This window comes from Oricola thermophila (genome assembly GCF_013358405.1).
Lineage (GTDB): Bacteria > Pseudomonadota > Alphaproteobacteria > Rhizobiales > Rhizobiaceae > Oricola > Oricola thermophila.
The window spans coordinates 3,397,598-3,421,037 of record NZ_CP054836.1 but is presented as its reverse complement, the minus strand read 5'-3'; the positions used below and the strand labels follow the sequence as shown (position 1 = coordinate 3,421,037).

The 23,440-nt window shown below is 63.6% G+C and carries 24 protein-coding genes; 10 read left to right on the top strand and 14 right to left on the bottom strand.

The window, feature by feature from the left end:
* Positions 1-35 precede the first annotated feature (35 nt).
* A complete protein-coding gene (typA, locus tag HTY61_RS16505; protein WP_175277828.1) occupies positions 36-1,856 on the bottom strand; it encodes a translational GTPase TypA in 1,821 nt (606 codons plus the stop codon).
* A 194-nt stretch (positions 1,857-2,050) separates the two neighbouring features.
* On the opposite strand from typA, the gene HTY61_RS16500 reads away from it, so the two are divergent.
* Entirely contained in the window at positions 2,051-2,299 is a 249-nt protein-coding gene (locus HTY61_RS16500) for a hypothetical protein (protein WP_175277827.1), read from the top strand.
* Here the strand turns inward: HTY61_RS16500 and HTY61_RS16495 are convergent, their stop codons facing one another.
* Complete coding sequence (locus HTY61_RS16495; protein WP_175277826.1) at positions 2,300-3,385, bottom strand: site-2 protease family protein; 1,086 nt, start codon at positions 3,383-3,385, stop codon at positions 2,300-2,302.
* Between the two features lie 150 nt (positions 3,386-3,535).
* Entirely contained in the window at positions 3,536-4,429 is an 894-nt protein-coding gene (locus HTY61_RS16490; protein ID WP_175277825.1) for a LysR family transcriptional regulator, read from the bottom strand.
* A gap of 178 nt (positions 4,430-4,607) precedes the next feature.
* On the opposite strand from HTY61_RS16490, the gene nfsB reads away from it, so the two are divergent.
* Positions 4,608-5,276: an oxygen-insensitive NAD(P)H nitroreductase gene (gene nfsB / locus HTY61_RS16485; protein WP_210268616.1), complete on the top strand. Its 669-nt coding sequence runs from the start codon at positions 4,608-4,610 to the stop codon at positions 5,274-5,276.
* 47 nt (positions 5,277-5,323) lie between these two features.
* The gene (locus tag HTY61_RS16480) at positions 5,324-5,707 is read left to right on the top strand and encodes a nuclear transport factor 2 family protein (RefSeq protein WP_175277824.1); all 384 of its coding nucleotides are present in this window, start codon (positions 5,324-5,326) and stop codon (positions 5,705-5,707) included.
* Between the two features lie 17 nt (positions 5,708-5,724).
* Here the strand turns inward: HTY61_RS16480 and HTY61_RS16475 are convergent, their stop codons facing one another.
* The gene (locus HTY61_RS16475) at positions 5,725-7,761 is read right to left on the bottom strand and encodes a M3 family metallopeptidase (protein WP_175277823.1); all 2,037 of its coding nucleotides are present in this window, start codon (positions 7,759-7,761) and stop codon (positions 5,725-5,727) included.
* A 151-nt stretch (positions 7,762-7,912) separates the two neighbouring features.
* On the opposite strand from HTY61_RS16475, the gene HTY61_RS16470 reads away from it, so the two are divergent.
* Entirely contained in the window at positions 7,913-8,377 is a 465-nt protein-coding gene (locus HTY61_RS16470) for a MarR family winged helix-turn-helix transcriptional regulator (RefSeq protein ID WP_175277822.1), read from the top strand.
* Complete coding sequence (locus HTY61_RS16465) at positions 8,374-9,621, top strand: multidrug effflux MFS transporter (RefSeq protein ID WP_175277821.1); 1,248 nt, start codon at positions 8,374-8,376, stop codon at positions 9,619-9,621. Before HTY61_RS16470 ends, HTY61_RS16465 begins: the two co-directional genes overlap by 4 nt.
* 3 nt (positions 9,622-9,624) lie before the next feature.
* On the opposite strand, the gene HTY61_RS16460 is transcribed toward HTY61_RS16465, so the two are convergent.
* The gene (locus HTY61_RS16460; RefSeq protein WP_175277820.1) at positions 9,625-10,851 is read right to left on the bottom strand and encodes an argininosuccinate synthase; all 1,227 of its coding nucleotides are present in this window, start codon (positions 10,849-10,851) and stop codon (positions 9,625-9,627) included.
* A complete protein-coding gene (locus tag HTY61_RS16455; protein WP_175277819.1) occupies positions 10,848-11,687 on the bottom strand; it encodes a phosphatase PAP2 family protein in 840 nt (279 codons plus the stop codon). Before HTY61_RS16455 ends, HTY61_RS16460 begins: the two co-directional genes overlap by 4 nt.
* Before the next feature lie 97 nt (positions 11,688-11,784).
* Here HTY61_RS16455 and HTY61_RS16450 point away from each other — a divergent pair, with 97 nt between their 5' ends.
* Positions 11,785-12,429: a LysE family translocator gene (locus tag HTY61_RS16450; protein WP_175277818.1), complete on the top strand. Its 645-nt coding sequence runs from the start codon at positions 11,785-11,787 to the stop codon at positions 12,427-12,429.
* Between the two features lie 6 nt (positions 12,430-12,435).
* On the opposite strand, the gene rlmN is transcribed toward HTY61_RS16450, so the two are convergent.
* From rlmN to HTY61_RS16420, 6 genes are all read right to left on the bottom strand, one after another.
* The gene (rlmN, locus tag HTY61_RS16445; protein ID WP_175277817.1) at positions 12,436-13,671 is read right to left on the bottom strand and encodes a dual-specificity RNA methyltransferase RlmN; all 1,236 of its coding nucleotides are present in this window, start codon (positions 13,669-13,671) and stop codon (positions 12,436-12,438) included.
* A 124-nt stretch (positions 13,672-13,795) separates the two neighbouring features.
* A complete protein-coding gene (locus HTY61_RS16440; protein WP_428978269.1) occupies positions 13,796-14,311 on the bottom strand; it encodes an invasion associated locus B family protein in 516 nt (171 codons plus the stop codon).
* Between the two features lie 247 nt (positions 14,312-14,558).
* On the bottom strand, positions 14,559-14,990 hold the full coding sequence (locus HTY61_RS16435) for a YkvA family protein (protein ID WP_175277816.1): 432 nt from the start codon (positions 14,988-14,990) through the stop codon (positions 14,559-14,561).
* Positions 14,991-15,021: 31 nt separating this feature from the next.
* Positions 15,022-15,315, bottom strand: a complete 294-nt coding sequence (locus HTY61_RS16430) for a 4a-hydroxytetrahydrobiopterin dehydratase (RefSeq protein WP_175277815.1) — start codon at positions 15,313-15,315, stop codon at positions 15,022-15,024.
* Entirely contained in the window at positions 15,312-15,905 is a 594-nt protein-coding gene (thpR, locus tag HTY61_RS16425) for an RNA 2',3'-cyclic phosphodiesterase (protein WP_175277814.1), read from the bottom strand. The genes HTY61_RS16430 and thpR overlap by 4 nt, the downstream gene beginning before the upstream one ends.
* 136 nt (positions 15,906-16,041) lie before the next feature.
* The gene (locus HTY61_RS16420) at positions 16,042-16,641 is read right to left on the bottom strand and encodes an arylesterase (RefSeq protein ID WP_428978296.1); all 600 of its coding nucleotides are present in this window, start codon (positions 16,639-16,641) and stop codon (positions 16,042-16,044) included.
* Between the two features lie 87 nt (positions 16,642-16,728).
* Here HTY61_RS16420 and HTY61_RS16415 point away from each other — a divergent pair, with 87 nt between their 5' ends.
* The 4 genes from HTY61_RS16415 (at position 16,729) to HTY61_RS16400 (ending at position 21,668) form a co-directional block, all read left to right on the top strand.
* Positions 16,729-17,427 carry an ABC transporter ATP-binding protein gene (locus HTY61_RS16415; protein ID WP_175277812.1) on the top strand — a complete coding sequence of 233 codons (699 nt, stop codon included), beginning with the start codon at positions 16,729-16,731 and terminating at the stop codon, positions 17,425-17,427.
* Between the two features lie 5 nt (positions 17,428-17,432).
* Positions 17,433-19,982, top strand: coding sequence for an ABC transporter permease (locus HTY61_RS16410; protein WP_175278603.1), 2,550 nt, complete (start codon positions 17,433-17,435; stop codon positions 19,980-19,982).
* Between the two features lie 218 nt (positions 19,983-20,200).
* Positions 20,201-20,977, top strand: a complete 777-nt coding sequence (locus HTY61_RS16405) for a Bax inhibitor-1/YccA family protein (protein ID WP_175277811.1) — start codon at positions 20,201-20,203, stop codon at positions 20,975-20,977.
* 109 nt (positions 20,978-21,086) lie between these two features.
* Complete coding sequence (locus tag HTY61_RS16400; RefSeq protein ID WP_175277810.1) at positions 21,087-21,668, top strand: GNAT family N-acetyltransferase; 582 nt, start codon at positions 21,087-21,089, stop codon at positions 21,666-21,668.
* Here the strand turns inward: HTY61_RS16400 and HTY61_RS16395 are convergent, their stop codons facing one another.
* Complete coding sequence (locus tag HTY61_RS16395) at positions 21,669-21,968, bottom strand: DUF2794 domain-containing protein (protein ID WP_246273069.1); 300 nt, start codon at positions 21,966-21,968, stop codon at positions 21,669-21,671. It abuts the gene before it with no gap.
* A 526-nt stretch (positions 21,969-22,494) separates the two neighbouring features.
* The gene (locus HTY61_RS16390) at positions 22,495-23,268 is read right to left on the bottom strand and encodes a DUF1223 domain-containing protein (protein WP_175277808.1); all 774 of its coding nucleotides are present in this window, start codon (positions 23,266-23,268) and stop codon (positions 22,495-22,497) included.
* Between the last annotated feature and the right edge of the window lie 172 nt (positions 23,269-23,440).

Below are 23,440 nucleotides of genomic sequence, written 5' to 3'. Positions count from 1 at the left end.
CGCCGGCGGGCGGCACGCCGCAGTGGCCCGGGCCGCTATCCCGCCGCGCGCTGCTTCTCGAACCGCTTGCGCTCGTTGGGATCGAGATAGAGCTTGCGCAGGCGAATGTTCTTGGGCGTGACTTCCACCAGTTCGTCGTCCTGTATCCAGGACAGCGCCCGATCGAGCGTCATCCTTACCGGCGGTGTCAGCTTGACGGCCTCGTCCTTGCCGGCGGAGCGGATGTTGGTGAGCTGCTTGCCCTTCAGCACGTTGACCTCGAGATCGTTGTCCCGGGTGTGGATGCCTATGATCATGCCCTGGTAGACCTTGGCGCCGGGTTCGATGATCATCGGACCGCGGTCTTCCAGGTTGAACATCGCATAGGCGACGGCCTCGCCGGCCTGGTTGGACAGCAGAACACCCTGGACACGCCCGGTGATTTCTCCCTTGTAGGGCTGATACTCATGGAACAGGCGGTTCATGATCGCCGTGCCCTTTGTATCGGTCAGCAGCTCCGACTGGTAGCCGATCAGGCCGCGCGTCGGCGCGTAGAAGACCAGGCGTACGCGATTGCCGCCCGACGGACGGAGCTCGGCCATCTCGGCCTTGCGCTCGGACATCTTCTGGACGACGACGCCCGAATGCTCCTCGTCGACGTCGATGACGACTTCCTCGACCGGCTCCAGCAGGTTGCCGTCCTCGTCCCTGTGCATGACGACACGCGGCCGCGACACGGCCAGTTCGAAGCCCTCGCGACGCATCGTCTCGATGAGAACGGCAAGCTGCAGTTCGCCGCGACCCGAGACGTTGAACGAGTCCTTGGCATCGGATTCCTCGATCCTGAGCGCCACATTGCCCTCCGCCTCGCGCAACAGGCGGTCGCGGATCACGCGGCTGGTCACCTTGTCGCCCTCGGTGCCGGCGAGCGGCGAATCGTTGACCATGAAGCTCATGGTCACCGTGGGTGGATCGATCGGCTGGGCTTCCAGCGGCTCGCTCACCGACGGATCGCAGAACGTGTCGGCAACCGTGCCCTTGGACAGGCCGGCAATGGCGACGATGTCACCGGCATGCGCCTCGTCGACCGGCTGGCGCTCCAGCCCGCGGAACGCGAGGATCTTGGACACGCGGCCGCTCTCGATCTGCCTGCCGTCGGCAGAGAGCACCTTCACAGCCTGGTTCGGCTTCAGGGAGCCGGAATGGATGCGGCCGGTGATGATGCGGCCGAGAAACGGATTGGCCTCTAGAATGGTGCCGATCATGCGGAACGGGCCGTCGGCGACCGTGGGTTCGGGCACGTGTTTAACGATCAGGTCGAACAGCGGCGCCAGTGATGCGTCGTCCGGCTTCTCGTGGCCCTCGGCCATCCAGCCGTCCCGGCCGGAACCGTAGAGGATCGGAAAGTCGAGCTGCTCGTCGGTGGCATCCAGTGCCGCGAACAGGTCGAACACCTCGTTGATCACCTCGTCGGGGCGGGCGTCGGCCCGGTCGATCTTGTTGACCGCGACGATGGGCCTGAGGCCGACCTTCAGCGCCTTGCCGACGACGAACTTGGTCTGCGGCATCGGGCCTTCCGCGGCATCGACCAGCACGATGGCACCGTCCACCATCGACAGGATGCGCTCGACCTCGCCGCCGAAATCGGCGTGGCCGGGTGTGTCGACGATGTTGATGCGCGTTCCCTTCCACTCGACCGAGGTTGCCTTGGCGAGGATGGTGATGCCACGTTCCTTCTCGATGTCGCCCGAATCCATCGCGCGTTCCTGGACGCGCTCGTTTTCGCGGTAGACACCGGATTGTTTAAGGAGTTCGTCGACCAGTGTGGTCTTGCCGTGGTCGACATGCGCGATGATCGCGATATTGCGAAGTGCCATTTTGTGTGTCCGGAAATGAAAGGCCGGGCTCGCGGCCCGGCATTGCGTTGCCGCGTCATAGCCGTTTTTTCGCAAATGCGAAAGGGCATCCCCGCCCGGCCTCGATACATGGGCCTCGGGAATGCCTGAAAACGGAGTCCTAACGGAATCTTAACCCGCTTCGTTCAATTTGCGGATCTTCGGAGAGAAATTCAATGGCCATCCTGCAAATCGTGAACACCGCCGCATTCGTTCTTGCCGTTGCCGTCACCGGCGGCGCCTTCGCGCCCGCCCCGGCCGAGCGTGCACCGACTGCGGCGGAACTCGCCTTCTCCGACGCGCCCTACGGCGTCGATCCGATCGTGACCGGGCCGGTAAGCGGCAAGTTCAGGGCCGAACGCGACAGGGCCGGCTGCGAGGACGCGGTCTGGCCGGACATTCCCGTTTCCTGCTACCCGCGATAGTCAGCGGCGGGTCGCGGCCCCGCCGACAAGCATGAGTTCGCCGACATTTTCCGTCGTCACGTAGCCGACCAGCCGTCCTTCCCGGTCGGCAACGCCCACCGCCGGCACCCCGCCCGACTGGAGCAGCCTGAACGCGGCATCCAGCATCGCGGTTTCCGGCACGACAGGTATGTCGCGCACCATCACCTCGTGCACCGGCGTCGCGCGCCCGCGCTCCTGCAAGGCAGCGACCATGCCGGCCCGCGTCAGCACGCCGCGCAGGCTGCCGCTGCCATCGACCACGGGAAACTCGTGCTGCGTGGTGCGCAGCAGCGCATCTGCCGCATCGCCAAGCGTCGATCCCGGGCCGAGCGCATCGTAATGGGTGATCATGCCCTCGCGCACGGAAACCTTCGAGGCGACGGCCTGCAGACTGGTTGCCTGGGCCTCCGACGTAGCGGCCATGTAGACGAAAATCGCGACGAAGATCAGCAGCACGTTGCCGGACAGGAGTCCGAGAAAGCCGAAGACGAACGAGGTGATCTGTCCGACCGTCGCCGCAATCTCTGTTGCGCGCACCCGCGGGTATCGCGTCGCGAGAAGCGCCCTGAGCACCCGCCCGCCATCCATCGGGAAGGCGGGTATCAGATTGAACAACACCAGCACGATATTGACCACGGCGAGCCGGACCAGGAAGCCCGGTTGCGGATTCTCGATGCTGGCGACGGTCGTCAGGTCAGGGAAAGCCCCGAGAATCAGCACCAGCATCAACGCGATGGCCACATTGACCAGCGGTCCGGCAATGGCGACGACGATCTCCTCCAGCGGTTTCTCCGGCATCCGCTCCAGTTCCGCCAATCCGCCGATCGGCAGCAGCGTGATCCGGGGCGTGCGGATGCCGTAGCGCCGGGCCGCAACGGCATGGCCGAGCTCGTGCAGCACGACACAGGCAAAGACTGCCACGATGAACAGCACGCCCTCTGCCGCCGCCGCGCCGCCGCCCTGCTGAAACTGGGCGATGCCGATCCACAGCAGCAGCAGGAAGAAGGTCAGGTGAATGCGGATCTCGCTGCCCGCGACCCTGGCGATCGGAAAGGACCATTGCATCTGGCATGACTCCCGGATTGTGCCCCGACATGCTCTTTCCGCGGGAGAAAGGCCGGTCTTGGCGTTGTTTCTCGATAATTGGTGTCTCTGCGTCAAACCGGCAAGGAGCCCGCGACATCAATGGAGCCGTGATCGCCTGATCGATCCCGGTCAGTCACCGAAGGCATCGAAGGCCGCGGACAGGGAATCGGCGAGGGCCTTCACCCGCCGCGGCTGCGCGCGCCCCGGCGCAAGAAGCAGCTGGATGGGCGTGGGCGGCTGGGCATAGTCCTCGAGCAATTCGACGAGGCGGCCTTTTGCGATGTCCGGCCCGACATCGAGATCGGACTTGAACACGATGCCATGCCCGGCAAGCGCCCATTGGCGCACCACCGCACCATCATTGGCAACGCGGTCCCCTTGCACCGTCACCGACTGCACCGCCCGGCCCTCTCCGAGTTGCCAGACATTGTCGAGATTCATCCCGAAACGCATCAGCAGGCAGTTGTGTTCCTTCAGCTCGGCCGGCGTTCGCGGGGTCCCGCGGCGGGCGAGATAGGAAGGGGCTGCGCAGACCACCCGCCGCTGGAGGCGTAGCCGCCGGATTCTCAGGGTGCTGTCCGTGATGTTTCCGAATCGGACCGCGAGGTCGATGCCTTGGCCGACAATGTCGAGATTGCCGTCGGAAAACACGATTTCCACCGATATGGCCGGATTTTCGGCGATGAAACGATCGATCGCCGGAACGACGATGTTGCGACCGACATCGACCGGCGCGCTGACGCGGATCGGCCCGGACAGCCTGCCGGCGCCATGACGGATGCGAGCACCGAGTTCGTCCACTTCATCGAGCACCCGTCGCGCGCCCTCGACCAGCGTACGCCCTTCCTCGGTGAGGCTTGTCGACCGTGTCGTCCTGCTCAGTAGCACGGTTCCGTAATGCGCCTCCAGCGCCGCCAGTCGCTCCGACACCGTTGCCGGAGAAAGCCCTGCCTCGCGCCCCGCCGCGGTCAGGCTGCCCTTTTCCACGATCAGCAGGAACAGCCTGATATTGTCGAGGAGCATTGTTCGGAGTCTCCGAATTGTATTTTTCGTCCGGTCCCGTTTTTCCGGGGATAGCAGATGGCTAGATGCGGGTCACCGGAAAACGGGAGACCGCCCACGGGTTGCATGCCCGCCGCGATCCCGAAACCCCGGCATCCGTGTGCCGGTCTGGCCCCATGCACCCCGAAAGGAAGAAATCATGACCATCCACATCACCGACCTTGCCAAGAAGCGTCACACCGCCAAGGCCTATGTGCCGGATCGCCGCATTTCGGACGAGGACATGGAGAAGGTGCGCGCGCTGCTGCGCTTCAGCCCGTCCTCGACCAATCTTCAGCCGTGGCATTTCATCATTGCCGCCACCGAGAAAGGCAAGGCACGCATCGCCAAGGCTGCGCGGGAAAAGTTTCCCTTCAATGTCTCGTCGATCATGAATGCCTCGCATGTCGTCGTGTTTGCGAACCTGATCGAGGCCGACGAGGCATATCTGCAGCGCGTTCTTGAGCAGGAAGAGGTCGATGGCCGCTTCGCCGGCAATCCGGACGAGTTCAAGCCGGCCATGCACAAGGGCCGGTCAATGTTCGTCGACATCCATCAGAAGGAACGCGGTGACGGGCAGGAATGGATGGCGCGCCAGCTCTATCTGAATCTCGGCCAGTTTCTCTTGGGCGTCGCAGCGCTGGGCATCGACGCGACACCGATGGAAGGCATCGACACCGCAGTGCTTGACGAGGAATTCGGCCTTCGCGAGAAAGGGTATGCAAGCCAGATCGTGGTCCCGATCGGCTATTCCGATCCGGCGACCGACTACAATGCGGCCCTGCCTAAATCGCGCCTGGCCTACAGGGACATTCTGACCGAGATCTGATCCCGCAGAACGTTCACCCGCCCGAACCGGCCCCGAGGAGTCGATCCATGCCGTCACCGGAACAGAACAAGCGCAATGTCGTCGCTTTCTATGAGCTGATGTTCAACAACTGCCGCCCCCGCGACGCCATCGAGGCCTATGCCGGGGACGACTACATCCAGCACAATCCCCATGTCCGGACCGGCAAGGACGGCTTCATCGAGTATTTCGAGCGCATGGCGCGCGAATACCCGGGCAAGCATGTCGACGTGAAGCGCGCCTTTGCCGAGGGGGATCACGTCATCCTGCACTGCCACCAGGTTTGGCCCGGCGGGCTCGAATATGCCGGCATGGACATCTTCCGGTTGGACGAGTCCGGCCGGATCGTCGAGCATTGGGACGTGTTGCAGGAGCTTCCCGAAACCAGCGCCAACGACAACGGCATGTTCTGAGACACGAGCGGCGCGGCCTATTCCAGGCCGCGTTTCCTGAACATTGCATCCGGCGTCGGCAGGCGACCGCGGAACGCCTTGTAGGCGTCCTCGGGATCGATGGTGCCGCCAGACGAGTAGATGTGCGTCTTGAGCTTTTCCGCGATTTCCGCGTTGAACGGGTCGCCGGCTTCCTCGAACGCGGCGAATGCATCGGCGTCCATCACTTCCGACCACATGTAGGAATAGTAGCCGGCCGCGTATCCGTCGCCGGAAAAGATATGCTGGAAATGCGGCGAGCGATGCCGCATCGCGATGGCGTCGGGAATGCGGATGTCCGACAGCACCTTCGCCTCGAATTCGAGCGGCTTTTCCGGCGCATCCTTGCGGGCGTGGTAGGCCATGTCGACCAGTGCCGATGCGGTGTACTCGACCGTCTCGAACCCGGCATTGAAGGTCTGGGCAGCCAGCACCTTGTCGAGCAGTTCCTTCGGCATCGGCTTGCCTGTTTCCGCGTGCAATGCGTAGGTGTTCAGCACCTCCGGCACGGTCAGCCAGTGCTCGTACAGCTGCGACGGCAGTTCCACGAAATCGCGCGACACGCTGGTGCCGGACACCGAGGGATATGTCACCTCCGACAGCATGCCGTGCAAGGCGTGCCCGAACTCGTGAAACAGGGTGCGCGCATCGTCGAAGGACAGGAACGCCGGCTTGCCCGCCGGCGGCTTGGCGAAATTCATCGTGTTGAGCACGATCGGCGTCTCGCCCAGGAGCTTCGACTGCGACTGAAGCGCGCTCATCCACGCGCCCGACCGTTTCGACGGCCGCGCGAAATAATCGCCGATGAACAGCGCCCTGTGCGAACCGTCCGGGTTCTTCACCCGCCACAGCCGCGCATCCGGATGATAGAGCGGAACACCCCTGATTTCCTCGAAGGTGATGCCGAACAGCCTGGTCGCCACGGCGAATGCGGCCTCGATCATCTTGTCCAGCTGCATGTATGGCTTGACGTCATCGTCGGAGAAATCGAAGCGTTGCTGGCGGATCTTTTCCGCGTAGTGGCGCCAGTCCCACTTCTCCGGCTTGAAGTTGCCGCCCTCTGCGGCGATCAGTTCTGCGATGTCGGCGGCCTCCTCGTTGGCCCGGGCCACGCCCTTTTCCCACACCGTCTCCAGGAGCCGGCTGACATTGTCCGGTGTCTTGGCCATCGTGTCGTCGAGCTTGTAGGCGGCGAAACTCTCGTATCCGAGAAGCGACGCCAGCTCCTGCCGCAATGCGAGCGTTTCGGCGATCACCGCACCATTGTCGGTCTCCCCGCCGTTCTCGCCGCGCGCCAGCCATGCCTTGTGCACCTTCTCGCGCAGGTCGCGCCGCGTCGACCATGTCAGGAACGGGTCGGCGATCGAGCGGGAAAGCGATACGGCGTGCTTGCCGGGATGGCCGCGTTCCTCGGCGACCGAGGCCAGGGCATCGACCAGCCAGGCCGGCAGGCCGGCGAGGTCGGACTCGTCCTCGAGCAGCAGCATCCAGTCGGCCTCGTCCTTGAGCACGTTCTGGCCGAATTGCGTGCCGAGGGTGGCAAGCCGCTCGGTGATTTCCGCGAAACGACGCTTGGCCTCGCCCTCGAGCGCGGCGCCGGACCGGACGAATCCCTTCCAGCGCCGTTCCAGGACTCGTAGCTGCTCGGTCGTCAGTCGGGATTCGTCGCGTTTCCGCCACAGCGCATCGACGCGCTCGAATAGTTTCCGGTTCATCGCGATGGCCGTGCGATGGCGCGCATAGAGCGGCGACACCGTGCGCTCGACCTCCCGGATCAGATCATTGGTGTGCGAGCCGGCCCGGTTGAAGAAGATCGCCGAGACCCGCGACAGCGCCTTGCCGGCCCTTTCCAGCGCCTCGATCGTGTTCTCGAAGGTCGGATCTGCCGGATCGTTCGCGATCGCGTCGACCTCCTCCAGGTGGGCATCGAAGGCGGCGCGAATGACCGGCTCGAAATCCTCGTCCCTGATGGCGGAAAAGTCCGGCAGGCCGTGAGGTCCGGTCCATTCGGTCAGCGGAGATGCGATGTCGGTCATTGGTATTCCTTCGGATTGGGCGGGACTGACCAATCAGCTAGGCCGTCCGGCCGCCCTTGCCAAGATGCGCACCGAACGATTCCCGCTTGACTGGCATGGGAGACATAGTAAGTCGTGCTTACTATCTGTCGACCTTACGAAAGCCCTAGCCTTGATCGATTCCGAAACCTTCGGTTTCCTGACCAGCGACATCGCCCGCATGTCGCGCGCAATGCTGGAGCGTCGCTTCGCCGCGGCGGGCCTCGGCATTACGCCCGGCGAGGCGCGTGCGCTGCTCTACATCGCCGCGCAGGAAGGCGAGCGCCAGGCGCGCATAGCAGAGCGCATGGGCATCGAACCGATGACCGCCTGTGCCTATGTCGACAAGCTCGAGAAGCGGGGACTTATCGCCCGGCTTCCGGACCCGCAGGACCGCCGCGCAAAGCAGGTCGTCACCACCGATGCCGCGAAGCCTCTGGTCGACGCCCTCATCACCGAGACCGCCGTACTGCGCGAACAGATCCTTGCCGGTCTTTCCGCGACCGATCGCGACATCGTCATGAAGGCACTTCGGCAGGTGCGGGGCAACCTGCAGGTACTGACGTCGCAACAGGCCGGCGAGGCAGAGACGCCATGACCGCACCGATCATGAGCGTCCGGCGCACAACGCTTGTCGCCTCCGCCCTGGTGGCGCTGGGGCCGACCTCCATGGCGCTCTATACGCCGGCCATGCCGCAACTGGTCGAGGCTTTCGCCACGACCCCGGCGGTGGTGAAGACCACGCTGACCGCCTATTTTGCCGGCTTCGCATTCTCGCAGCTTCTGGCGGGACCGGTTGCCGACGCCTTCGGGCGACGCGGTTCCACGCTTGTCTTCATGGCCGTCTACATTCTCGGCAGCCTCGCCGCCGTCTTCGCCCCCTCCGTCGAGATCCTGACGGCCGCGCGGCTCGTGCAGGGCATCGGCGCGGCCATCGGCGTGACCGTCTCGCGCGCCATCGTGCGCGATCTCTATCCCGGCGACCGGGGCGCACGCATCATGAACATGGTCGGGATCATACTGGCCATCGCGCCGGCCATGTCACCGGCCATCGGCGGCATGACCGTCGGCCTGGCCGGCTGGCACGCGGTTTTCGTGCTGATGGTGTTGTTCGGTCTCGGTGTAGGCGCGGTATCGCTGTTCGCGCTGCGCGAAACGATCGTGCCCGACCGGTCCGCCTTCCGGCCGGTGCGAATCGTGCGCGCCTATGCGACCCTGCTTGCCAATGCCGAGTTCCTGACGGCTTCCGTGGTCATTGCCTGCGGTATCGGCGTCTTCTACGCGCTCGCCACCATGCTGCCCTTCGTGCTCATCGACACGGTCGGACTGACGCCGACGCAGTTCGGATTCTCCATGCTGTTCCAGTCGGGCATGTTCCTGGCCGGATCGGTGACCTTCCGTGTGTTGATGCGCTGGATCACGCCGCGCCAGGCGGTCATGCCCGGCCTCGTTCTCATATTCACGGGCAGCCTCTGCCTCGCTGCCGCGCCATACCTGCTCGGCACATCGCTCCTGACCGTGATGCTGCCGGTCTCCCTCTATTCCTTCGGCGTCGCCCTGATGATGCCCTTCATGATGATGGCCGGCATGCGTCCCTTTCCCCATATTGCGGGGCAGGCTTCGGCGATGACCGGTTTCTTCCAGATCGGAACGGGGCTGGTTGCCGGCACGATCGGCGCATGGATCGGTGACCCCGTGCTGTCCGTCGCCACCATAATCCCGGCAATGGGTGTGATCGCGGTCTCGGCCTACCTGTTCTACAGGCGCGCCGCTGCAAGAGCCGAACGCGAGGAGTCGGACGCGAACGAACCGGTGCCGGTCGATCCGGCACCGGCGGCGTGACCGCTAGCTGTCGCGGCGGCGCTTGGCGAGCGTGCGCAGCCGGAGCGCGTTGAGGCGGATGAAGCCGGCAGCGTCCTTCTGGTCGTAGGCACCGTGATCGTCCTCGAACGTCACGAGTTCCTCCGAGTAGAGCGATTTCGGCGACTTGCGACCCGTGGTGATGACGTTGCCCTTGTAGAGCTTCAGCCTGACCGTGCCCTCGACGTCCTTCTGGCTGTGATCGATGGCCGCCTGGAGCATCTCCCGTTCCGGCGAGAACCAGAAGCCGTTGTAGATCAGCTCCGCGTAGCGCGGCATCAGCTCGTCCTTCAGATGCATCGCGCCGCGGTCGAGCGTGATCGATTCCATCGCGCGATGGGCGTGGAGCAGGATGGTGCCGCCCGGCGTTTCGTAGACGCCGCGGGACTTCATGCCAACGAAGCGGTTCTCCACCAGGTCGATGCGGCCGATGCCGTTGTCCCGGCCGAGATCGTTGAGCGTGGCGAACAGCGTAGCCGGACTCATCGCCTTGCCGTTCAGCGCCACGGCGTCGCCGCCCTTGAACTCGATCTCGATCTCGGTCGCCTCGTCCGGCGCGTCCATCGGCGAGACGGTACGCATGTGGACATATTCTGGCGCCTCCTCCCACGGGTCTTCGAGCACCTTGCCCTCCGAGGAGGAGTGCAACATGTTCGCGTCGACGGAGAACGGCGCTTCGCCCTGCTTGTCCTTCGGCACCGGGATCTGGTGGTCGCGGGCGAAGTTCAGCAGGTCGGTGCGCGACTTGAAGGACCAGTCGCGCCACGGCGCGATCACCTTGATGTCCGGATTGAGCGCGTAGGCCGACAGTTCGAAGCGGACCTGGTCGTTGCCCTTGCCGGTCGCGCCGTGGGCAATGGCGTCGGCACCGGTTTCCTCGGCGATTTCGACGAGGCGCTTGGAGATCAGCGGCCGGGCGATGGAGGTTCCGAGCAGATAGATGCCCTCATAGACGGCATTGGCGCGGAACATCGGAAAGACGAAGTCGCGGATGAACTCTTCCCGCAGGTCCTCGATGTATATTTCCCTGATGCCGAGCATCTCGGCCTTCTTGCGCGCGGGTTCCAGTTCGTCGCCCTGGCCGAGATCGGCCGTGAAGGTGACGACCTCCGCGCCCAGTTCGGTCTGCAGCCATTTCAGGATGATGGAGGTGTCGAGTCCGCCCGAATAGGCGAGAACGACCTTTTTGACGTCTTTGTATGCGGCACTCATTTCGATGTGTTTCCAGGTCGGTTGGAAGCGGGAAAATCGCGCGCACCATATTGCGTTTCTTCGATGGCGCAAGCGGAATCCGGATTTCGGTCCCGTCGCGACACGCTCCATTCGGCAATGGCGGCCAGCACGACAAAGATCGCGACGGTCATCGTATAGCCGAGAACCGCGTCAGAGAGATAATGCGCGCCGAATGCCACCCGCAACCCTGCCATGAAGACCGAGACCGTGCCGATGGCCAGCGCCGGCCATGCATAGCGCCGTACCGCAAGCACCAGCGCCAGGCACATCAGCCAGCCGGCCGTGGCCGCCTCGCCGGAGACAAAGGAACAGTTTGACGAGCACAGGTCGGTCTTGACGCCAGCCTCGACGAAGGAAAGCCATCCGCCGAAATCCTCGGTCATCCAGGGCCGCGGCCGCCCCCAGTGGGCTTTCAGGATGCCGTTGACAACGAGGCCGGGGCCCAGGACGAGGGTGGAAACCAGGACCGTCTGCACCCTTATGCCGGCGTCGCGCCACCGCTTGCCCATTCCCAACTGGACCAGGATTGCGACCAGCATCACGATGCCGAGCGCCACCGGCAGCGGATGGAGCGCTTCGCGAACGAGGGAAAGAAGCGGATGGGCACCCAGCGTGAAGCCTTCGCAATACTGTCCGCCAGCCCGCTCGCTTGCAGCACATGCCGCCGCGTCGAAAAACCACCGCGCGGCTGCAAGATCGAGTTCCGGCGCCGACTGGAATCGCAGGAGCAGCACGAACCAGATCGCCAGCGCGGCGGTTGCGACAAGCGGATCGGAAAACGGTCCGAATGGATTTCTGGGACGTTCGGCGGGCAAGATGTCTTGGTCCTTGTCGTTTCGGTTTTCCCTGTGGCATGGTGCGCCGCGGCCCGCAAGTGCGGGGCACCACACCTCGCGAAACACGTTCACGAACATGCCCGCCTTCATTCCCGACTGGCCGACACTGGCCGCATTCTCCGCCGCCGCCATCGTCCTTGCGATCACCCCCGGCCCCGACATGACGCTTTTCGTCTCGCGCACGCTGAGCCAGGGCCGCGCCGCAGGCTTCGCCTGCATGTTCGGCGCCTATGCCGGCGTCGCCATCCACACCTCGATGGTCGCGCTTGGCCTGTCGGCCCTGATCGTCGCCGCGCCCGCCGCCTTCACCGCGCTGAAGGTGGCCGGCGCCGCCTATCTTGTCTGGCTGGCAGTCGACGCGATTCGCCGCGGCTCCTCGCTGACCGTTGAGACCGAGAAGCGGCAGGCCCCGCATGTCGGCGCGAGTTTCCTCACCGGCATCGGCATCAACCTGCTCAATCCGAAGATCATCCTGTTCTTCATGACCTTCCTGCCGCAATTCGTCGCGACCGGCGATCCGGCCGCCGCGGGCAAGTTCTTCTTCCTCGGCGCGATGTTTATCGTCATCGCCATCCCGATCACCTCGGCCATGGTGCTGGCAGCCGGCTGGATGTCGGAAACGCTGCGGAAGAGGCCGGTCGTCACCCGGACCATCGACTGGCTGATGGCCGGCGTCTTCTCGGCATTCGCGGTCAAGATCCTGCTGACGGAGGGGCGCTGATACCGGTCAGTCGCCGTGCCCGGCGATCATCATCGCCTCGTAGGCAAGCCGCTCGGTCTTCTTCATTCGCTCGGAGGCCGACTTCAGCTGCCCGCAGGCGGCCAGGATGTCCTGGCCGCGCGGCGTCCGGATCGGCGACGCATAGCCATTGGCGTTGATGAAGTCGGCGAATTTCTCGATCTGCTCCCAGTCGGAACACTCATAGGCGGAGCCCGGCCACTTGTTGAACGGGATCAGGTTGATCTTGGCGGGAATGCCCTTCAGCAGGCGAACCAGCTCCTTCGCGTCGGCAAGGCTGTCATTGACGCCCTTGAGCATGACATATTCGAAGGTGATGCGCCGCGCGTTCGACAGGCCGGGATAGGCACGACAGGCGTCCAGCAGTTCCTTCAGCGGGTACTTCTTGTTGATTGGCACCAGTTCGTCGCGCAACGCGTCGTTTGTCGCGTGCAGCGAGATCGCCAGCATGACGCCGGTCTCCTCGCCGATCCTGACGATGCCGGGCACGACACCGGAGGTCGATAGCGTGATCCGGCGTTTCGAAAGCGACAGCCCGTCACCATCGGCGAAAACCAGCAGGGCATCGCGGACATTGTCGTAGTTGTAGAGCGGTTCGCCCATGCCCATCATCACGACATTGGAGACCTTCCGCCCTTCCGACGGCACGATGGCGCCCTGCGGCGTGTCCCGGTCCGGGAAGTCGCCAAGCCGGTCGCGCGCGAGCAGGAGCTGCGAGACGATCTCCTCCGAGGTCAGGTTGCGCACCAGGCGCTGCGTGCCGGTATGACAGAAGGTGCAGGTCAACGTGCAACCGACCTGGCTGGAAACGCACAGCGTGCCGCGCCCCTCTTCCGGGATGTAGACGGTCTCGACCTCGACCGGCCTGCCGGCGCCGCGCGACGGAAAGCGCAGCAGCCACTTGCGGGTGCCGTCGGCGGAAACCTGTTCCTCGACGATCTCCGGCCGTGCAATGGAGAAGTTCTCCTTCAGCATGGCGCGCAGGTCTTTCGACACGTTCGTCATGTCGTCGAAATCGGATACGCCGCGCACATAGAGCCAGTGCCACAGCTGCTGCACCCGCATCCTGACCTGCCGTTCGGGCACGCCGGCCTGTTTCAGCGTCTCGGCGAGCTGAGGACGTGTAAGGCCGATCAATGTCGGCATCTCGACCGTGTTCGCGCGCGCCGATGCAGCGAGCGCCTCACGCGCCGAATTGTCGGTCAGGTCCAGGGAAACCGCCATTTTCGTTCCATTTGGTCTGCGAAGGCAGCGCTGTATCACAGCTTGCGTGCGCCGTCACCTCGTCACCGACACGCCAACGCGCCCGGCTTCCGCCCGGCCTGCGGTTCGCAGCAGTCGCTGGCGGCTACTTGCAATCCTGAATGGCGTTGAGCGCGGCCGTCACGCCTGACAGCGAATATTCATAGGTCGTGTTGGTGCCGCGCCGAGATGTTGCCTTGACGGTCATCTTCGTGCCCGCCTTCATCGCGGCGACCAGCGCCGGCTCCTGCGCCGCGTTCTCAACCCAGGCGGAATTGTCCTTGGTGAAGAATACGAACTCCTGGCCGTCGACGCTGACTGTCACCTTGGAGCCTTCGCGCAGATTGTAGCCGGCCATGAACTGCGGCTCGTAGGTCACGTTCTGCCTGGTGCGCTGGGTCACGAGAAAGAAATTGTCCCCGTGATTGACATTGGCCGGTTGCTTCGATGTCGGCACCGAAAGTGCGTAACAGACCTTGCCGTTGCCGGAATCGTAGCTGAAGGCACCCCAGTCCTTGAACTCGCCGATGCGCGTCGGCGTCTGGGCTGCGGCACCCGCCGTGGCGCCAGCCAGAAGCCCCGCCGCCAGCATTCCCGCAAAAACTCTTTTTCTTGTGAGCATTTTTCCTACCGGTTCCTGTCGGTCACGCATGAATGATGAGGATTTGGTTAACCAATCTGGCGGAGACAGGGTTACCAAATTGTGAACGGCACGCCAATGAATTCAGTCTTTTGCCCATCCAGCCGCCAGCAGCGCAACGCGATTGTCCCAACAGGCGCTCTGTGAAGCGCGAAAGCGGCAAGAGTTTGACTTTCCATCCGCGGACAGACGCGCGAAAATCGCCGGCCGACCGGTGTGGATGCCGCCCTCAGCCGTCGATCACCGGCGCACCGTCCTCTTCGGTTTCGAGGTCGTGGTCGGCCAATGCGCGGCGAGCCGCCGCACGATGCGCTTCGGTGATGTTGGACCGCACTGCGCCGATCGCCGTCATCAGCACCGCGAGATCGTCGCCGAAACCGACCCCCAGAATGAAATCCGGTATGAAATCGAGCGGCAGCACGAAATAGGCGAGCGCCGCCAGCAGGATGCCGCGCACGCGCGGTGGAGTCTCGGGATCGAGCGCGCAGAAGTAACCGGCCACCACCTCGTCCATGAAGGGTATGGCACGTGCGGCCTTCCTGGCCGTTGCCCAGAATTTCCCGCGCACCCTCTTCTCGCGCCGGCTCTGCTCGCGTTGCGAGCCGGGTTCGAGGATCTCTCCGATCAGCACGTCGTCGGGAATGTCGTGTTTCTCGCCCATGCAGGAGATGTGGGAAGGGGCCGGTGCGCCTTCAAGCCGCCGCCCTGTTCATCGCCTCGGCCAGCGCGATGTCGCGTTCCGTTACGCCGCCCGCGTCATGGGTCGTCAGGGTCACGTCCACGCGGCTGTAGACGTTGAACCATTCCGGATGATGATTCATTTTTTCCGCGACCATCGCGATTTCGGTCATGAAGGCGAACGCCTTGCGGAACGATCCGAATCGAAAGGTCTTGCGAATGGCCGTTCCGTCCTGCGAAACGGCCCAGCCGTCCAGCGCCTCCAGCGCTGCCGCGACGGCGGCATCATCCAGCCTTCCGGACGTCATCGCGCCCCCCGCGCCGCCAGCGGTGCGTATTCCGCCGTCGCCGCGATCGCGGTGCGCGGCGTCAGTTCGTAGCTTTCCTCGACGAGGTAGGGTCCGCCGCCGACCGATTCCTTCGAAGACATCAGCACGAAGCGGTTCACTGCAAAGGGAGGCACCTGGAAATCGCCTCGGCCAGAAAGATAGCGCGCCGCCGCGTCCGGCGACACGTTGCGCAATCGCGCGATGGTGACATGCGGCGTGAACTTGCGTGGGTCCGGCGGCAAGCGGAGCCTCTGGCAGATGCGCTCGATCTCGGCCTGCAGTTCGGCAAGATCGGGCGAAGCGGTCGGAACGGCGAAAAGCGAATGCGGTTTCTTGCCGCCAAACACCCCGAGGCCGCTGAGCCCGAGGCGAAACTCGAAGCGACGCACCCTTCCGAGCGCATCCGCTATCTCGTCGGCCACGTGATGTTCGACATCGCCTATGAAGCGCAAGGTCAGATGGTAGTTCTCGGTATCGATCCAGCGGGCTCCGGGAAGGCCGCCGCGGAGGAAGGACAGGGACATCGCCGCGCTATGCGGAATCTCCAGGGCAGCAAACAGACGAGGCATGGCTTTCCCTCCTGCAGCGGGGCATGACAGGCAAATCACCGCCGCCCCGGTCGAATCGAATCACGGACGGATTGCAGGCGCAAGTCAAATATTCCCGCCCCGTTCCTTCCAGTACGAGTATCGTTTCGAGAAGGAATCAATTTTCGCGTGCGGCGAGATAGTCCCGCATCAACGGCAAGAACCCTTCAACCATCCGGTCGACACCCGCCGCATTCGGATGCATGCCGTCGTCCAGCATCAACGCCGGATCGGCGATCGCGCCATCGAGGAAGAAGCCATGGAGCGGGAGATCGTGATCCGCGGCCAGGTCGGCATAGATCGGGTTGAACCGCTCGGCATAGTCGCCGCCCATGTTCGGCGGCGCCAGCATGCCGGCCAGGATGACATCGATATCGCGCGCCTTCAGCCGCTCGATCATCCTGTCCAGGTTTTCGCGCGTGAGCTCCGGCGTGATGCCGCGCAGCGCATCATTGGCCCCGAGCTCCAGAATGACGAAATCGGTTCCCTCCGGTACCGACCAGTCGAGACGCGCCAGCCCGCCGGCAGTGGTGTCACCGGACACGCCCGCATTGGCGATTGTTACGTCGAACCCTTCCGCTCGCAGCGCCGCTTCCAGCTTTTCGGGAAATGCCTCCCCCGGCCCGAGCTGGTAGCCGGCCATCAGGCTGTCGCCCAGTCCGACGCCGGCTATGGGCTCCGATAGCGCGGCGCCCCCCAGCCCCAGCGCCAGTGCCATGCCCAGGAAAATGCGTATCCAGACTTTGACCATTGCGGACTCCGATACCATGTACGTGCGGTACCGCACATATAGGATCGAAATTCCGTGACAGAACCACTCATTTCCCTTTCCGGTGTCGATCTGAGACTGGGCAGCGGCGCCAATGCCGTTCACGTGCTGCGCGAGGTCAGCCTGTCGATCGCTCCCGGGGAGTCGGTCGGCGTCGTCGGTCCTTCCGGCTCGGGCAAGACCACGCTTCTCATGGTGCTGTCGGGGCTGGAACGCGCGGACCGGGGCGAGATCAATATCGCCGGAGCGCGGCTCGACACGATGAGCGAAGACGCGATCGCCGCGTTTCGCGGACGCAATATCGGTATCGTCTTCCAGTCCTTCCATCTCATTCCCAACATGACCGCACTCGAGAATGTCGCCGTGCCGCTGGAACTGGCCGGTGACCGCGCGGCATTCGAAAAGGCAGAAGCGGAGCTGGCCTCGGTGGGGCTGAAGGAGCGAATGTCCCATTATCCCGGGCAGCTGTCAGGCGGCGAGCAGCAGCGCGTCGCAATCGCCCGCGCGCTCGCACCTGACCCGAAGATACTGATCGCGGACGAGCCGACCGGAAATCTCGACGGCACGACCGGGCAACATATATCCGATCTCCTGTTCGCGAAGCAGCGCGAACGCGGCATGACGTTCGTGCTGGTGACCCATGACCTCGGCCTCGCGCGCGAATGCGACCGCCGCCTCGCCGTCGATTCCGGCCATGTGCGCGAACACGATCCGCTCGGAGAGGCCGCGGAATGAACACCATGTCGCCGGCGCGCGCCATACCGCTCGCCTTCCGGTTCGCGCTGCGCGAGCTGCGCGGGGGGCTTTCCGGTTTCTATGTCTTCCTCGCATGCATCGCGCTCGGGACGGCCGCGATCGGGGGCGTCAACGCGGTGTCGCAATCGATCACGCAGGGGATCGACGAACAGGGGCAGGTCATCCTCGGCGGCGATCTCCGCTTCGAGCTCAATCATCGCACCGCATCGGCCGGGGAGCGGGCCTTCCTCGACAGCCTTGGCGAGGTTGCCGTTAGTGCCAGCATGCGTTCCATGGCGCGCCTCGAGGACCAGTCCGACCAGTCACTTGTCGAGCTGAAAGCCGTCGACGAACGCTACCCGCTTTATGGCACCCTTGAAACGGAACCCGCGCTCGATCACGAAATCCTGTTCGGCCGACGCGACGGCCGCCATGGCGCCGCCGTGCAACAGATCCTGCTCGATCGTCTCGGCCTCGCCATCGGCGACACGATCCTGCTGGGCAACGCAGACTTCGAGATCCGCGCGCTGATCCTGAGCGAGCCGGACGCCGCTTCCGACGGTTTCGCCTTCGCGCCGAGGGTGCTCACCTCGCTTGACGGGCTGGAGGCAGCCGGCCTCGTCCAGCCGGGTTCGCTGGTCGAGTATCACTACAAGATCCGCATCACAGATGCCACGGAAGAGGAACTGCAGGCCATGGCCGAACGCGCCCGGGAGGAACACCCCGCCGCCGGCTGGTCGATCCGCAACCGCGCCAATGCCGCGCCGGCCCTTTCGTCCAATATCGAGCGTTTCGCCCAGTTCCTGACACTCGTCGGACTGACCGCGCTGGTCACCGGCGGCGTCGGTGTCGCCAACGCGGTGCGCGCCTTCCTGGAATCCAAGCGCAACGTCATCGCCACCTTCAAGTGCCTTGGCGCGCCCGGCGGTTTCGTCACGCTGGTTTACCTGATCCAGATACTCGCCATTGCCGCCGTCGGCATAGTGATCGGACTGGTTCTGGCATCGTTCATGCCATGGCTGGCCGCATGGGGCCTTGCCGGTGTCGTTCCGCTCCCGGCCAGCCGGGGATTTTTCCCCGGCGCGCTGGCGCTAGCCACGATATTCGCCCTTGTGACCACCCTGGCCTTCGCCATCCTCCCGCTCGGGCGCGCCCGCGACATACCGGCAACGGACCTGTTCCGCGACCAGTCCTTCGACGGAGAACACCGTCCGCGCCCGGCCTATCTCCTCGCCGCGATCGTCCTGATTGCGCTGCTCGCCGTTCTGGCCGTCGGAACTTCCTTCAGCCGTGACCTCGCCACCCTGTTTCTCGGCGGGATCGCCTTCTCCTTCGGCGTGTTGCGAATCGTCTCACTCGCGGTACAGGCCGTGGCACGCCGCGCGCCGCGTGTCCGCTCTACGCCGCTCAGGCTCGCCATCGGCAATATTCACCGCCCCGGAGCACTGACACAGTCGGTCGTCCTCTCGCTGGGACTCGGCCTGACGCTTCTCGTCGCATTGGCACTGATCGACGGCAACCTGCGCCAGCAGATCTCCGGGAACCTTCCCGAACACGCACCCAATTTCTTCTTTGTCGACATCCAGAACGACGTCATAGAGGATTTCTCGGATCTGGTGACCGCGGATGCGGGTACGGAAGGCCAACTGGTCCGCGTCCCCATGCTGCGGGGGCGCATCGTCGAGCTGAACGGACAGGATGTCGCCACCATGGAGCTGCCGCCGGAAGGCGGCTGGGTGTTGCGCGGCGACCGCGGCGTCACCTATTCAGCGGACGTGCCGGAGAATTCCACCCTCGTGGAAGGCGAATGGTGGCCGGAAGACTATGACGGGGAGCCTCTGGTGTCCTTCTCCGCGGAGGAAGCGGGCGAGATAGGCCTCGGTATCGGCGACACGATCACGGTCAACGTGCTCGGCCGCAACATCACGGCACGCATAGCCAATTTGCGGCAGGTTCAGTGGGAATCGCTCGCGATCAATTTCGTGATGGTGTTTTCCCCGAACACCTTCGCCGGCGCGCCCCATGCCTGGCTTGCCACGCTGACCGTACCCGGCGCCGACAGTGCAACGGAGGCGGATATCCTTCGCGCCGTCACCCGTGCCTTCCCGACGGTGACCTCGGTGCGCGTCAAGGATGCCATCGACCTCGTGAACCGGTTGATCGGCCAGCTGGCAACCGCGATTCGCGCCGCCGCCGCCATTGCCCTGGTCGCATCGGTACTGGTGTTGGGCGGCGCGCTGGCTGCCGGCAACCGCGCACGGGTGCACGACGCGGTGGTTCTGAAGATGCTTGGGGCGACGCGCCGCACGCTGATCACGGCATTCACGCTCGAATACCTGATGCTCGGCGCGGCCACGGCACTGTTCGCCCTCCTTGCCGGCGGCGTGGCGGCCTGGTTTGTCGTGGCGCGGATCATGAACCTTCCGTGGCAGCTGCTACCAGGCGTCGCTGCCGGAACGCTGATAACGGCGCTCGTGCTGACCGTGGGCTTCGGCCTCGCCGGAACCTGGCGCATACTCGGGCAAAAGGCGGCACCCGTTTTGCGAAACCTTTAGCGGATTTCTTTGCAGAACATTAACCATGCCGGGCGCCGCGTGAAACCCGCGGGGATCCTGCGGCGCTTGCACGACTTTTTGGTGACGTTTGGCCTTGTCTGCGCCGTATTGGAACATCATATTGTGCGCAGGCATGCTGGAGTCCCGCCAGCGGCGCCTCGGTCGGTTGCCAACACGACCGGACACCCGACGGGATTTGTGAGCAAACAGAGGTACAAATGGCTGACCTTCGAAACATGAATGCACGCGCCGCCCAGGCCCGTACATATGACGCGAGCATCGATGCAGGCCTGCGCGCCTACATGATCCGCGTTTACAACCTGATGGCCGCCGGCCTTGCGATCACAGGCCTCGCGGCCCTTGCGACGATGATGGTCGCGACCACGACCGATCCGTCGGCCGCTGTCGCACAGCTCGGCAATGGCAAGATGCTGACCAGCGTCGGCACCGCACTTTACGGCTCGCCGCTGCGCTGGGTGGTCATGCTTGCTCCGCTCGGCATGGTATTCTTTCTCGGAGCCCGAATTCAGAACATGAGCGTTTCGAGCGCTCAGACGACCTTCTGGATTTTCGCGGCCCTGATGGGAATTTCGTTGTCATCGATTTTCCTCGTCTACACGTCGGCCAGCATCGTGCAGACCTTCTTCATTTCCGCGACCGCCTTCGGCTCGCTGTCGCTGTGGGGCTACACGACCAAGCGCGACCTGACCGGGATGGGCTCGTTCCTGTTCATGGGCCTGATCGGCCTCATCATCGCCTCCATCGTGAACCTGTTCCTGGGTTCGTCTGCGCTGCAGTTCGCGATTTCGGTGATCGGCGTGCTCGTATTCGCCGGCCTGACCGCCTACGACACGCAGAAGATCAAGGAGATGTATTACGCGGGTGACGGCAGCGCCGTGGCTGGCCGCAAGGCCATCATGGGGGCGCTGAACCTCTATCTCGACTTCATCAACCTGTTCATGTTCCTGCTGCACTTCCTCGGCAATCGCGAGTAGGCGGGAACCAGGTATTTTTCGCGGAAGGCGACCTTCGGGTCGCCTTTTTCGTTTGTGCGGCACGAACAAAGACGCTTCATTGGCATCGTTTCGATTTCAGGTCTTACGCATGTCCAAATTCACGATTCGCACCGCTATACCCGCCGACATTCCCCAAATCACGGCCATCTACCGACACGCTGTCCTGCACGGCACGGCAAGCTTCGAACTCGATCCGCCGGACGAGGCAGAGATGCAGCGGAGAATGCGGGCCGTGCTGGATCCGGGCTACCCCTATATCGTGGCCCAGGGAGACGAAGGCTCCATCGCCGGCTACGCCTATGCCAATGCTTTCCGCACTCGCCCCGCCTACCGCTGGTCGGTGGAGAATTCGGTCTATGTCGATCCCGCAATGCAGGGCAGAGGCATAGGCAGGGCGCTGATGGCGGAATTGCTCGGCCGCTGCGAGAGCAAGGGCTTTCGCCAGGTGATCGCGGTCATCGGCGGGGCGGATCACAAGGCGTCGATCCGCCTGCACGAAGGCCTCGGATTCGAAATGATCGGGATATTCAAGGGATCAGGTTTCAAGTTCGGCCGGTGGCTCGATACCGTTCTGATGCAGAAGGCCCTGAACGGCGGCGATGCGACACTGCCCGACGAAAACGCTTTTCCCGGCACGCTTTATGCGCCGAACGAAAAGACGGGCTGCTAATCAGTTCGAGGCGACAATGCGCAACGGCTTGTCGAACACCTTCAGCACGTTCGATAGTTCGTGACCGCGCTTCAGCACCATGCCGGACGCCGCTATGACGCTGTATGCCCCTTGGCGCCGCGCCAGTTTGGGATTCTTCTCGATCCGGTATAACGGAATTTCCGACGACCGGCGGAATACCGAGAATACCGCCCTGTCCTTCAGGTGGTCGATGGCATAGTCGCGCCACTCTCCGGCCCCGACCATCAGGCTGTAGATGCGCAGGATCTGATCGAGCTCGCGACGGTCGAACCGTACCATTTCGAAGGAGTGCCCGCGCGAGGGAAGCGATACGACCGTGTCGGACCGGCCCGTGCCATCACCCGGCTCCCGGCGGGATTGCTTGTGCGAATCGTCCTCGGACATTCATGCTCCAGTTACGCTTGTGGAAGGATTGTCCTTTTTTCTTCCCCAAATTCAAGGCCGGGACATGAAAAAGCTCTATCTCACGAATGCTGCATGTCCCTGAACCAGGAATGTTTGCGCTCACGATTTGGAACACTGTGTTCCGATCAGTGACCTTGCGTCACGTTTTTGCCCAAGTTGAGACACATCCGGGCCTCGTTTCAAGAAGAACCTTCCCTTGTTGCCGATTGTGTTCCGCCACAATTTCTGGGGAGCGCAATAAGCAGGGTGGAATGGTGGCCGGCTCACGGCGCTTGGCTCAGCCATTCGAGGATCGGTGCGGTGCGGCTGTCGGAAACCTCTAGCCCCCCAGCCCCCCGATACCGAACCGTGCCGATCCGCACCTTGCGACCGGAACGAAATGATCGTGCGCGAGCGCGATCTAGCTGGTTTGGCGGGGAAGGATGGCTGCGCCAATGATTTCCCCCGGATGGCCCCCTTCGGAGACCTTCTGCAGAAGCACGGCGCAGCCATCGGCATTCTTGGCCATGAGTTCCGAATGCGGAATGTCCACGGTCATCGGTGTTCCTTCCCACATTCCGATCGTTTGATAATCCAGGACGGCATTGACGTATGACATGCTCCTTCCGGCATTCTCCCCGCGCGCGATCGCTACATCGGAACGTTCCCTGAAATAGATCAGCACCAAGTGCACCTTTTCCGTCGCGGCAAGCGAGCCGCCCTCGACCTTCACACGCATGCGGTCGCCAAGATCGTTCAGCGTCAGGCTGACGGAAAGACCGCGACCCGCCGCGACCTCGCTTTCGAGAGTGGCGACGATTTCATCCAGATGGCCGCCATTGGTATGCGTGCGGCCGTTCAGGACCGCCTGTGGCGTATATACGCCGCGTTGGCCGAGGCCGCGGGCATAGGCATATTGTCGCTCTGTGTTCGCCTTCGAACCAAGCGTGTCCGCCCAGCCGAGATAATCCCAGTAATCGACATGATATCCCAGCGCCACGACGTCGCCGCGCTTGGCGAGCTTCTCCAGCGCGGCATCTGCGGGCGGACAGGAATTGCATCCCTGGCTGGTGAACAGTTCGACCACGCCGAGCAGGTTGACCTGCGCCGGATTGCCGCTGTCGGCGCGCAAAGCGGTGCCTGTGATGGAGCCGGCAGCAAGCACCGCCATGAAGAAAAAGGGTTTGAAATGCATCGGTTTCGCCCGGGTTTGCCAGCGTCAAACTAGGGACAGGCCCCATCAACGCAAAGTAACTTTCGGGTGAGGGGGGATTGGTCGGCGGGTGGAAAAACCGCGCACAATGTGAAAATGTGGCGGCAGCATTTCATTTCTGTCACAAAACGCTTCTATCAGGCTGCCATATCCC